This is a genomic window from Azospirillum sp. 11R-A (assembly GCF_049472615.1).
Taxonomy (GTDB): domain Bacteria; phylum Pseudomonadota; class Alphaproteobacteria; order Azospirillales; family Azospirillaceae; genus Azospirillum; species Azospirillum palustre.
The window spans coordinates 352,516-364,028 of record NZ_JBCEBL010000004.1 but is presented as its reverse complement, the minus strand read 5'-3'; the positions used below and the strand labels follow the sequence as shown (position 1 = coordinate 364,028).

Genomic DNA, 11,513 nt, shown 5'->3' with positions numbered 1-11,513 from the left:
CGAGCGCGCGATGGCGGGGGAGGCGCCGCCCCGCCTGCATGTCCATTATTACGACCTGCCATCCTGGCTGGACGCCTGTTTCCGCCGGCTCGGCGGACCCGGCAAGCGGCTGCGCTATTGCCTGTGGCAGGTCGCCGTCAAGGGGCGGGTGCGCAGCCTGCTGTCTGCCGCCCGCTTCGATGCGGCCCACCACGTCACCTTCGCGCAATTCTGGTCGCCCTGCGCCCTGACCGAGGCGGCGCGCCTGGGCGTTCCCTTCATCTGGGGACCGGTCGGCGGCGGCGAGATCGAACCCGCCGCCTTCTGGCCGGGCATGGGGGGGAGGGCGGCCCTGTGGGAGGCGGCGCGCTGGCTCCTTCACCGCGCGTCCCCCTGGCTGCCCTGGGCGCGCGCCACCGCCGCCGGGTGCCGCCTCGCGGTCGCGGCCACGCCGGAAACGGCCGAGCGTCTGGTCCGGCTGGGCGCGCGCCGGGTGATCGTCCGCTCGCAGGTGGCGCTGGAAGCGGATCGGCTGGCGATGCTGGCGTTCCTGGGCGAAACCGTCCCGAAGGCGGCGCCCGCAAGGCTGATCTATCTCGGCGACCTGCGTCCCCACAAGGGCGCCCGCCTTGCGCTGGAGGCGGTGGCCGGGCTGTCCGGCGACTGGCGGTTGGACATCGTCGGCGATGGTCCCGACAGAGGCTGGCTGGAAAGCCGGGCCGCGCGGCTCGGCATCGCCGGCAGGATCATCTTCCACGGCCGCCTGCCGCAGGAGGAGGCATGGCGGCTGATGGCTGCCGGGCGGGCGTTGCTGTTGCCGGCCCTGCATGATTCGGGAGGTTTCGCGGTGGCCGAGGCCATGGCCGCCGGCCTGCCGCCGGTCTGCCTCGCCCTGGGCGGACCGGGCGCCATGGCCGGGGAAGGCGGGATCGCCGTGCCGGCGCGGGAGCCGGCGGAAGCGGTTCGCGGGCTGACGCAAGGACTGCGCAGCCTGATCGAGGAGCCGGCGCGCTGGCAGGCCCTGTCCCGGCGGGCGGGCGGGAACGCCGGCAACCGCTTCGGCTGGCCGGCGGCCGTCGGGGCCGTCTATGCGGCGGCCGGGCTGACGATGGAACAAGCCGGCGGGACGACGGAGGACGGGCGATGAGCACCTGCTTCCTCGTCTATCACCGGCTGACCGGAGACGCGGCGGGCCGTCGCTTCCACGATGTCGCCCCCGCTATGCTGAAGCGGCATCTCGACCTGCTGGACCGGCTGGGGGCCAGCGCATCGGACGGGCCGCCGGTCTTGCGGCTTGGGGACGGCCGCGGCGTGGCCCTGACCTTCGACGACGGATCGATGGATCATCTCGCCGCGGCGCGTTGCCTGGACCGCCGGGGTTGGCGCGGAGCCTTCTTCATTCCCGCCGGGCGGATCGGCGGGGCGGGGCGCCTGGGCCGGGCCGACGTGGCGGCGCTGGCGGCGTCCGGCCATGTCGTCGGCTGCCATGGCTGGAGCCATCGGCCGTTCGACCGGCTGACGGCCGGGGAGCTTGCCGCCGAATTGGCCGACAGCCGTGAATGCCTCGGCGCGCTCACGGCGGGTCCGGTGGATTGGCTGGCTCCGCCCGGCGGGATATGGACCCCGGCCGCCGCCGCGGCGGCGCGGCGGCTTGGGTTCCGCCATATCCGCGGCACCGGCTGGGGGGTGGCTCCGGCCGGGTGGGACAAGGAGGGTTGGGACAAGGATCCCGACGCCATTCTGCCGGCAATCGTCCTGTCCGGCCATGTCGGTTCGCGGACGCTGGGCTGGCTGCTGAAGGCCCGGCCGAACGGCGCCCTCGGCAGGCTCGCCGGCGTCAAGGCCGGCATCAAGCGGCTGGTGGGCGAGGCTGTGTGGGACGGCGTGCGCGAGGCGATGCGGCGATGAGTCGGGAAGCGCTGCTCGCCGATCTGCTGCGCATGGCGCGGGGCCGGGCCTGGCATCTGGCGCGGCTGGATGCCGCCGCCGACCCGGCGGCGGCTTTCGAGGGAACCGATGCCGATCTCCTGGCCGGCTGGCGGCCCTGGCCGGATTGGCTGGGGCTGGTCCATGCCGTGGCCGAACGCCGGGGCTGGAAGGTCGTCAACGCTGTCCCGATGGGGGGCGTGATGGCGGTGTGGTTGGCCGATCCGGCCGCAGATTTGGCTGCCGACCCGGACGATCCGTCGGGGGCGGCGCAGATCGATTTCCATCGTGCGCTCAGCGCCCGCGGCGTGCCGTTCGCCGATGTGCCCGCCCTTTTCGCCGCCGCCACCGTCGAGCGCGGGGCGCTGCGGTTGCGGCCGGAGGATGCCTGTGCCGTGCGGAGCCTGGAGAAGTGGCTGGTACACGGCGGCTCGCCGCCTGTCGACGTTCCGGCGGCGCTGGCGCTGGCGGCTGTGGGGCGCGAGGACGGTCTTGACCGGCCATGGAATGGTGGAGCGGCGGCGCGGCGTTTCACCGCGCTCATGGTCGCGTTGCGGCGCCGGCCGGCTCTGGTCCTGCGCCTGGCGGCGGCCAAAATCCTGGATTGGGGCCGGCGGCTGGTCCGCCCCCCCGGCATTCTGCTGGCGGTGAGCGGACCTGATGGTGCCGGCAAGTCCTCTCTGATCGCCGGGCTGACGACGGCGCTGACCCGCCGCATGGCCCCCGGCGTCCGCGTGTTCCACACCCGGCCGTTTCTGCTGCCGCGCCTGGGCGTATCGCCTCCTCCACCCGTGGCGGTGGAGACCGCCGCGCCGCGGATCCCTCCCGGCCTCGTCCGCTCCTGGATTCGCTGGGCGATCGCCTGCGCCGATTATTGGCTGGGCGGGCTGCTGTGGGTCCGGCCGGCGCTGGTGGCCGGACGGGTGGTGGTCTTCGACCGCTATGTTCCCGACTACCGCGCGGCGCCCGGTCGCCGGGGGATCGCCGTTCCGGCCCCGGCCCTGGCGCTGATGGCCCGCTTCGCACCGCGCCCCGCCGTCACCGTCGTGTTGACCGCGCCACCCGATGTCCTGATCCGCCGGAAGGGGGAAGCGACGCTGGAGGAGGCGGCGCGCCAGAACCGGACTTATGCGCGGCTGGCGGCGGAGGAACCGGGCGGGCTGGTGCTGGACACCGGCGTGTTGGAGCCGGCGGCGGTGGCCCTGAAGGTCCGCGCTCATCTGATCGAGGTTATGGCGGTCCATGCGCGTCCTGATCGTACATGAGCGCTACCGCCAGCGCGGCGGCGAGGATGTGGTGGTCGAAGGCGAGACCGAACTGCTGGCCCGTTACGGCGTGGAAACGGATCTGCTGACGGCGGACAACGCCGCCATCGACGGCGGCGGCTCCCTTGGCCTCGCCGTCGGCGCCCTGTGGTCGCGCAGCGGATATTCGTCGACCAGGGCGGCGATCGCGCGGTTCCGTCCCGACATCGTCCACGTCCACAACAGCTTTCCGCTGCTGTCCGCGTCGGTGTTCGATGCCGCCCGCTCGATGGGCGTGCCGGTCGTGCAGACCCTGCACAACTATCGTCTGCTGTGTCCCAACGCCCTGCTGTTGCGCGACGGCGCACCGTGCGAGGCCTGCGTCGGGCAAACCTCCAAATGGTCGGGCTTGCGGCATGGCTGTTATCGCGGAAGCCGCGCCGCCACCGCGGCGGTGGCCGGATATGCGTTGTCACAGCGCCTGGGCGGCGTTCATCGCCGTGGCGTGGCCGTCTATCACGCCCTGACCCCGTTCGCCGCCGGGCTTTTCGCGCGCGGCGGGATCCCGGCCGATCGGATCGCCGTCCGCCCTCCGCTGCTCGACTACCCGTCCGCCCGCGGCGGCGCGGCGGTGGGGCATCCGGCGGGCGGCCCGCCGCGTGCCGGCGCGCTGTTCGTGGGCCGGCTCAGCCCGGAAAAGGGTCTCGATACCCTGCTGTCCGCCTGGAGAGGCGTGGATGCTCCCTTGGATATCATCGGCGATGGCCCCGATATGGACCGGCTTCGCGGCATGGCGCCCCCGCAGGTCCGCTTCCTCGGGCACAAGCCGGCCGCCATCGCGGCGCAGGCCATGGCGCGGGCGGCGCTGCTGGTGTTCCCGTCCTTGTGCTACGAGAATTTCCCGCTGGTGGTGGCCGAGGCGATGGCGGCGGGATTGCCGGCGCTGTGCGCCGGGGGCGGAGCGGCGGCGGACGTGCTGGGGGAGGCCGGCGACCCGCGCCTGTTCGCCCGTCCCGGCGACGCCGAGGACTGGCGGCGCAAGGCCGTGGCCCTTCTGGCCGATCCGGACGCTCTGGCAAGTCTGGGAGCGGGGGAACGGGACTCCTGGGAGCGTCGTCTGGCGCCGGACGCGGCCTTCGCCGCCACCCTGGCGCTGTACCGGCGGGCGCTGCGCGGTTTGTCCCTCAGCCCCGTCCCCGGACAAGACGGGCGAGGGTGAGCGCGACGAACAGCGTGTTGCCGACCAGATAGCGCCGGGCCAGACGGCGCGGCTCCGAACACAGCCGGAACAGCCATTCCAACCCGTTGCGGCCCATCCAGGGCGGCGCCTGCCGCTTGGTTCCGGCCAGGAAGTCGAAGGCGGCGCCGACCCCGATCATCATCGGTGCCGCCACCTGTCCGCGATGACGGGCCATCCATTTTTCCTGTTTCGGCGCGCCGAGGCCGATCCAGACGATGTCGGGCCGGGCCGCGTTGATCGCGGCGACGATCTCCGCCTCCTCCGCCCCGGTCATCGGTCGGAAGGGCGGAGCCAGCGTCCCGACGATCTGGAGATCGGGGAAACGGCGCTGGAGATTGCCGGTCAGCGCCGCCAGCGTCTCATCGGTGGCGCCCAGCAGGAAATGGCGCCACCCCAGCGCGGCCGAGGCGGCACAGACCGCCAGTGTCAAGTCCGGCCCGTACACCCGCTCGGCCGGCAGCCCCGCCGCCCGGCACCACCACACCAGCGGCACGCCGTCGGTTCCGACAAGGGACGCCCCGGCATAGGCGGATGCCAGTTCTGGATCTCGCCGGCTTTCGATAACCCCGTGCACCGTCGCAAGGCAGATGTAGCCGGGCGTTCCGGCGGCGATCCACTCGGTTATGGCGGCCACCGCCCGGTCGAGGCTGAAGGGATCGACGCCGAGGCCGAGCACATCGAGCCGTGCCGTTCCAGGCGGCGGCAGGGGCGATGTGCCCGGTGCGGTGTCTGGTGGAGCCGGCTCGGGCGGCACGGTGGCCGACCGCCCGGTCAGGGCCGGCAGCAGGTGGTGGAAGACGGTGCGACGCAAGGGCCGATAGGGGTGACACAGCAGGGTGCCGAGCAGGGCCAGGATGGAAAAGACGATGGCAAGGACGGTGCCGGAGGCCGGGCTGCCGCCCAGCGCCACGCCGGCCCCTGCCGCCGCCGCAACGACGGGTGTGGGCGACAGGGCGGCGGCAAGGCGGACCGCCACGGCGCCCGGTGCCGCTCGGCAGGTGCGCGCCGCCGCCGGCAGCAGCAGCAAGGCCGCCGCCAGCTCCACGGCGACGAGGCAAAGCGCCACATCCTCGGCTCTGGTCGGCGAAACCAGCAGCAGCGCGGCGCCCATCGCCAGCAGGTAGGCCGATTGGATCGTCGCGCGGACCGTCAGCCGGCCGGCCCCTTCCAGCAGGGAGCCGGAGACCTGGGTAACGGAACGGATGGCGCTCCACACGGCCAGCCAGAAGAAGGGTGCCGCCGTGGCCGACCAGTCTTCGCCAAGCGCCAGGGGAACCAGGGCGGTCGCGGCGGCGGCCATGCCGGCGGCGATGGCGGCGGTCATCGTGACCATCAGCATCAGGCTGCTCAGCCAGACCTCCCGCCTTGCGGCGGGATCGTCGCCCAGGCGGCTGAACAGCGGGAACAGGATTTGGCCCAGCCCGATCGCGACCATGTCCAACGGCACGACCGTCAGGGCGAAGGCGCGGTCCCACAAGCCGGCCCCATAGGCGCCACACAGCAGGAAGACGGCCACCGGCAACAGGTGCAGACCCGCGGAGTCGAGAATGCGCAATGTCAGGAAGCGCGACGACAGCCTCGCCAGTTCGATGCCGCGGACGCGGGTGAGCGGAACGATCCGCAGGATGCCGGCGCTGGAGCGGAGAGCCAGCAGCGCGAGTATGGCGGCTTGCGTCAGACCGCCCGCCAGCAGGCTCCAGGGACCGAATCCGGCGACGGCCAGAGGCGTTGCGACCAGCCCTTGCCCCACCAGCATCGCGCTCAGCCCCCACAGGCTGATGGCGCGGAAATCCAGGCGCCGCCGGGCCAGGGCAAGGCCGGTCTGCCCCGCTCCGGACAGCACGGCGATCAATCCGTAGGCCCGGATCAGCCAGACCGCCTCGGGATGCCCGCTCCATCCCGCCAGCCAGGGAGCCAGCAGCCAGATCAGCGAAGCGGTGACGGCCCCGGCCCCGGCCGACGTCCAAAAAAAGACCGGACCATCGCGCGCGGTATCGAAATCGGGCTTCTGGATGATGGTGGACGAAATGCCAAGATCTGCCAGATAGAGCGCGAAACGGACGGTGCCCGCAGCCGCGGCCATCAGGCCGTAGTCGGCGGGCGCGACGAAGCGCGCGGTCAGGCAGGCCAGCGCCAGTTGAAGGGCGGCGGCGACGGTGTTGAGGCCCCAGGTCCAGCGCAGGGAGCGTCCGATCACGGCGACCTGCTCACCCATGCCGCTGGTCCGGTCGCCGCGCGACGACGAGGATCATGTGATCGGTCCAGTTCGGCGGCAAGGACGAGAGCAGGAACCGCCCCAGGGGATTGAGCGAGACCGGCCGGTTCATCCCGGCGGTCCCCGCCATCCGGCCGAAAATCTGATAGAGCCGGTCGGCGTGATAGAGCCGCTCGACGGCGATGGTCTCGAAACCGGCGGCTCCGATCAGTCCGGCGATCTGCGCGGCGGTGAAGCGGTATTCGTAGAATCGGCGCCCATGGTCCGGTGCGAAGCTGAACTTGACGGGAACGCCTGCCCGTCGCCGCCGTCCGATGGCGTCCAGCCGCTGCCTCTCGGTGTTGCGGGAATAGGTCGTCGGCGGCTTGCCCAGCAAGCGGCGCAATGTGTCCCAGCCATACAGCCGGTGGAGAACATGGTCCTTGGCCTGTTCCAGCCGGAACGAGGCGTTGGCGTCGGGCACCGTCAGGATCAGCGTGCCGCCCGGCCTCAGCACCCGATGCATTTCTGCCAGGGCGCCCTCGGGTCCGTCGATCAGATGCTCCACGACCCCCAGCGAGAGGATGGCGTCGAACGCGGCGTCGCCGTAGTGCATGCTTTCGACGTCCCCCTGGATGAAGGGAATGTCCGGCCACGCGGCACGGAACCGTTCGACGTTCGCGGCGTTGATCTCGATCCCGTCGACCGCAAAGCCCTGGTCGGCAAGCGCCTTGAGCCATTTTCCCGATCCGGCGCCCGCTTCGAGAACATGCGATCCCGGCGCAATCCGGCGGTGGATGATCGCGGCGAGCGGATCGGCGGCGCAGCCGGCGACCAGTTCTGTCAGGTCGGCCTGTGTGAAATCGAATTCGACCGTCCGCGTCGGCGTCAAGTCACTCATCGGAATCCGCTACAATCGGTGGGGGCCAAATCAATGCCACCAGATTGTTCCAAAGCCAACTGCGGGCTGCACGGGGCGCGCTGCCCGGCATGTGCGGACACCGCTTGAGGCGTGTCATCGGATCTCTTACCTTCGAGCATCGTCGTCGTGCGTCCCGACGCCAATCTCCGAAGGACCGATCGACGCCCATGCGGCCACGGCGACTGCATTTCTGGATTTTCCTGGCGACGGTGTCGCTTGCCCCCTTGCCGCTCGGCGCGAACCGGCCCCTGGCCTGGACGGCGTTGGCGATGGCCATGGCGGTCCTGTCGATTCTGTGGCCCCTGGCCGTCCTGCGCGAACGGGGTGCGCCAAGCAACGGCCTCGGTCCCCTGGCCATTCCCGGTGTTGCGTTCCTGTGCGTGGCGGGGTGGGCGGCGGCGCAGACCTGGCTGGCGCCACCCTTCGTCGCTTGGCATCCGCTGTGGACCGATGTTGCGGCGTTGTTGTCCGTGGCGCCGAAAACGGTTGGCCGCCTGGGTTTGGCGCCATCGGCCGCGGCGGAGGGCCTGGTCCGGCTGTCCTGCTACGCACTGACATTCTGGCTGGCCTATCAGCACGCGGCCTCGGGGCGGCGGGCCGACGCCCTGGTCGATGGTCTGGCTGTCGTCGCCGCATTGTATGCGCTCTATGGGCTGGCCGCCTTCAACGCCGATCCGCCGATGGTCCTCTGGATGGAGAAATGGGCCTACCGCGACAACCTGACCTCCACCTTCGTCAACCGCAACAGCTACGCAACCTATGCGGGGCTGGGGCTGCTGGCGGCGTCGGCTGCTGTCGTCCGCCGGCTTGAAGGGGGCGGGCGGCGAAGCCGCCTGCTGCGGCATCTGGCGCGTCCGACGCTGTTCTATCTGTTGACCGCGATCCCGGTGATCGCGGCGCTTGTGGCGACGGGATCCCGCGGCGGAATGGCCGCTGCCGCCGTCGGCATGGCGGTGTTCGCCTATGGCCTGCTCTCGCCGCGCTGGGGCTGGCCGCGGAGGGCGATGGCCGGCGCCGCTCTCGCGGGGGCGGTCGTGCTGGCCTTTCTGGTGTTCCTCGACCATGGCGCGACCCATCCGGCCTCCGAAGCGGCGGATCGCCTCCGGGTCTATGTCGTCACCGCCGGCCTGATCGCCGAAAGCCCCTGGACCGGCTATGGGCTGGGCAGCTTTCCCGATGTCTTTGCCATGGCCCGCCCGGCCAGCATTTCCCAGGTCTGGCTCCAGGCGCACAACCTTTATCTGGAACTGGCGATGGAGTTGGGCATTCCAGCCGCGCTGGGCCTGCTGTCCGCCATCGCCTGGGTGTTCGCCGCTTGTCTGCGAGCCGCGTTCCGGCATCGCGGACGGCGGGTGCATGTATCCTTGGGCTGTGCCGCGACGGCGTTGGTGGCGGTCCACTCCCTGGTCGATTTCAGCATGCAGATTCCCGCGGTCGCGATCACCTGGGCGGCCATCGCCGGAACCGCCATGGGATGCGCGGCGCGTCACGTGAGGGGCGTGTCCACGGGTGCCGGAGGGCTGGAACGCCGGGTATCGGTGGATGAAGCGGCCCCAATGGGGGTTGGCACGGCGACCTGATCGGTCAGGCAGGTTGTGGCGCTGGAACCGCATCGACCGCAGCTCCTGGTGACGATACCGCAAGTAGAATTTCAAGGCGTCCACCGTCTGTTCGATCGACGGCTGTACGCCCTGGTCAATCAACAGGATCGTGTGCTAGATTTTTTCTTATGTGAATAAACGGGTTCTGCCCGGTGCGGCATCCGCTGGACTGTCAAAACCGTGTTGCGATCTGCGGGGGTGAGATGAAGGTCTTTTCTGACGGCCTAGGGAAACGCCGCATCGATATGGCGGGCGCGGTTCTGGCCCTTGCGGTTCTGACCCTTGCCGCTCCGCTGTCGCCGGCCTGGTCCCAGCAGGCCAGGCAGAACGGTTCGGGAGCGGCCAGCCTTCCTCCGGCTTTGCAGGCGGCGTTCAGCGCCGGCAATTCACAGCAGATCGCCACCGCCATCGCTACCCTGTCCGGCGGCAATCCGACGGTTGCCGCATCGCTGTCCGCCAGCCTGTTATCCACTGCGGAAGCCACCCTCGCCACCGATCCGATGCGGGCGCTTCAAGCCGCCGCCGCCGCTGTCCAGGCGGTGCGCGCGGCTGCTGTCGCCACCGCGGCGCCCCAGCAGACGGAATCGGTCCTGACCCAGGCCGCGCGCATTTTCGTCTCTCCCGCTGCGCAGAGGGTTGCCCCGGAGTTGACGGCCTCCGTCGCGGCCGCCGCCATCTCCGTTGCGGTTTCGACGGGGAACCCGACCCTGGTGGCCAATGTCTCCGCTAACGCCATGCGGGTCGCCGAGTCCGTGCTTTCCGTGAACCCCGCGGCCGCGGTCCAGATCGCTAGCCAGGCGATGCAGGCGGTGGGTTCGAGCGTGGTCCAGCAGAGTTCTCCGCAGCAGGTGATGGCCGTCGCCACCTCCGCCGCCCGGATCATCATCAATCCTGAAGCGCAACGGGGGTCGCCGCAGGCCGTGGGGGCGATCGCCGGAATGGTCGCAACGGTGGTGTCCAACCCGGTCGTGTATCAGTCGGCACCCGCTGCGGCCATCCAGGCCATGTCGAACTCCTATGCCGCGGCACAATCCACCGTCGTCGCATCGGTCGCCCCGTCCGCGTCGCGGGAGGTTGCCCAGTCAATCGCCGATGCCGGCAAGAGCAACGTTCTCAGTCAGGTCAATCCGAACAACCCGTCGGAGATGAACCGCATCCTGAACAATTCCGTCCCGGTCACGGCATCGAGCATGCAAACCGATCGGCAGACCGGGACCCAAACGCCCCAGGTCACCAACCCGAGCAACGACACATCGACCATCTTTGCCAACGCCAGCCCGTCGTGATCGGGTTCCGGTTTTCGTCACGCTGCCCTTTTGATTGGCTTCGCACCCGGATCGATCGTGTCTTCGGTAAGGCGCATGACGGGGACGATGTCCGCACAGAGCCTTCCCGCGTTCCGGATGACGTCGTGGTTTATGCCATCGGCGATGTCCATGGTTGTCTGGGGCAGCTGGACGAGTTGCTGGACCGTGTCCGTGCGGACGCCGGCCAGCAGCCGGACGGTATGCAGCGGTGGCTGATCTTTCTCGGCGATTACATCGACCGCGGCCCTGATAGCGCCGGGGTGATCGAACGCCTCGTCTCTCTTTCGATGCCGGGCTTTTCCCTTCGATTTCTGATCGGCAATCACGAGCAGGCGATGCTGGAGTTTCTGCGTGACCCCGTGTCCGGCCAGGATTGGCTGCAGTTTGGAGGGGTGGCGACGTTGGCCAGCTACGGCGTGACCGCTCTGCACAATCTGGATGACCCGGTGCATCTGGCCTTGCTTCGCGACGGTCTGTGCCGCTGCCTTCCGCCCTCCCATCGGGTGTTTCTGGAGAGTCTCGCGCCGTTGACGATCATTGGCGATTATGCCTTCGTCCATGCAGGCATTCGTCCGGGCCTGCCCCTGGCCGATCAGAATCAGAACGATCTGTGCCGGATACGGGAGCCGTTTCTGGACTTCGTCGGAGCGCACGAAAAACGGATCGTCCACGGTCATTCCATAAGTCCGTTTCCCGAGGCGCGTTACAACCGGATTGGCATCGATACCGGCGCCTATGCCGGCGGGCCTTTGACCTCAGTAGTGCTGCACGGCACGATGATCCGTTTCATCCAGGCTCGTGCCGACGGATCCCGATCCAGCCCGTCAGACGCCGGGCCGAACCGGCGGTAAACGAGCCGATCAAGCGCCAATCGCTCGGCGGTCATCGTGGTCACCCTCGGTCGAGGTTGTGTTGTGGTGACCAGACATTACCGAAGAGCCACGATGACCGCCCGCTGTTGGGAACCGTCCCGCCTACGCCAGCCATCGGAGGGCGCCACCGCGGGCCGGTTCCCAACAGCTCCTGCACCACCCCGTGGGGCATGACCTAAGAGCGTCTATCAAAACCCCGGTCTGATGTGCTGAAGGCGTTGATTTTCC

The 11,513-nt window shown here is 69.9% G+C and carries 9 protein-coding genes; 7 read left to right on the top strand and 2 right to left on the bottom strand.

Going from position 1 to position 11,513, the window contains the following annotated elements; translation table 11 throughout:
- Positions 1-10 precede the first annotated feature (10 nt).
- The 4 genes from VH569_RS09185 to VH569_RS09170 are packed head-to-tail and all read left to right on the top strand — an operon-like array spanning position 11 to position 4,368.
- The gene (locus tag VH569_RS09185) at positions 11-1,126 is read left to right on the top strand and encodes a glycosyltransferase family 4 protein (RefSeq protein ID WP_423315075.1); all 1,116 of its coding nucleotides are present in this window, start codon (positions 11-13) and stop codon (positions 1,124-1,126) included.
- Positions 1,123-1,887 carry a polysaccharide deacetylase family protein gene (locus VH569_RS09180; protein ID WP_423315074.1) on the top strand — a complete coding sequence of 255 codons (765 nt, stop codon included), beginning with the start codon at positions 1,123-1,125 and terminating at the stop codon, positions 1,885-1,887. The genes VH569_RS09185 and VH569_RS09180 overlap by 4 nt, the downstream gene beginning before the upstream one ends.
- A complete protein-coding gene (locus tag VH569_RS09175; RefSeq protein ID WP_423315073.1) occupies positions 1,884-3,170 on the top strand; it encodes a hypothetical protein in 1,287 nt (428 codons plus the stop codon). Before VH569_RS09180 ends, VH569_RS09175 begins: the two co-directional genes overlap by 4 nt.
- A complete protein-coding gene (locus VH569_RS09170; RefSeq protein WP_423315072.1) occupies positions 3,148-4,368 on the top strand; it encodes a glycosyltransferase in 1,221 nt (406 codons plus the stop codon). The genes VH569_RS09175 and VH569_RS09170 overlap by 23 nt, the downstream gene beginning before the upstream one ends.
- On the opposite strand, the gene VH569_RS09165 is transcribed toward VH569_RS09170, so the two are convergent.
- Together VH569_RS09165 and VH569_RS09160 are read right to left on the bottom strand one after the other, a co-directional pair.
- Positions 4,334-6,604: a WecB/TagA/CpsF family glycosyltransferase gene (locus VH569_RS09165; RefSeq protein ID WP_423315071.1), complete on the bottom strand. Its 2,271-nt coding sequence runs from the start codon at positions 6,602-6,604 to the stop codon at positions 4,334-4,336. The two genes, VH569_RS09170 and VH569_RS09165, sit on opposite strands and share 35 nt — an antisense overlap.
- Positions 6,597-7,484: a class I SAM-dependent methyltransferase gene (locus VH569_RS09160; protein ID WP_423315070.1), complete on the bottom strand. Its 888-nt coding sequence runs from the start codon at positions 7,482-7,484 to the stop codon at positions 6,597-6,599. Before VH569_RS09160 ends, VH569_RS09165 begins: the two co-directional genes overlap by 8 nt.
- A gap of 104 nt (positions 7,485-7,588) precedes the next feature.
- On the opposite strand from VH569_RS09160, the gene VH569_RS09155 reads away from it, so the two are divergent.
- From VH569_RS09155 to VH569_RS09145, 3 genes are all read left to right on the top strand, one after another.
- A complete protein-coding gene (locus VH569_RS09155; protein WP_423315069.1) occupies positions 7,589-9,085 on the top strand; it encodes an O-antigen ligase family protein in 1,497 nt (498 codons plus the stop codon).
- 224 nt (positions 9,086-9,309) lie between these two features.
- Complete coding sequence (locus VH569_RS09150; RefSeq protein WP_423315068.1) at positions 9,310-10,392, top strand: hypothetical protein; 1,083 nt, start codon at positions 9,310-9,312, stop codon at positions 10,390-10,392.
- A gap of 125 nt (positions 10,393-10,517) precedes the next feature.
- Complete coding sequence (locus VH569_RS09145; protein WP_423315067.1) at positions 10,518-11,264, top strand: metallophosphoesterase family protein; 747 nt, start codon at positions 10,518-10,520, stop codon at positions 11,262-11,264.
- Positions 11,265-11,513 lie beyond the last annotated feature (249 nt).

Bases quoted from the DNA above. Each gene is read 5' to 3' on its own strand.
- VH569_RS09185 (WP_423315075.1), top strand. From the start codon at position 11: ATGGCGGGGGAGGCGCCGCCCCGCCTGCATGTCCATTATTACGACCTG.
- VH569_RS09180 (WP_423315074.1), top strand. From the start codon at position 1,123: ATGAGCACCTGCTTCCTCGTCTATCACCGGCTGACCGGAGACGCGGCG.
- VH569_RS09175 (WP_423315073.1), top strand. From the start codon at position 1,884: ATGAGTCGGGAAGCGCTGCTCGCCGATCTGCTGCGCATGGCGCGGGGC.
- VH569_RS09170 (WP_423315072.1), top strand. From the start codon at position 3,148: ATGCGCGTCCTGATCGTACATGAGCGCTACCGCCAGCGCGGCGGCGAG.
- VH569_RS09165 (WP_423315071.1), bottom strand. From the start codon at position 6,604: ATGGGTGAGCAGGTCGCCGTGATCGGACGCTCCCTGCGCTGGACCTGG.
- VH569_RS09160 (WP_423315070.1), bottom strand. From the start codon at position 7,484: ATGAGTGACTTGACGCCGACGCGGACGGTCGAATTCGATTTCACACAG.
- VH569_RS09150 (WP_423315068.1), top strand. From the start codon at position 9,310: ATGAAGGTCTTTTCTGACGGCCTAGGGAAACGCCGCATCGATATGGCG.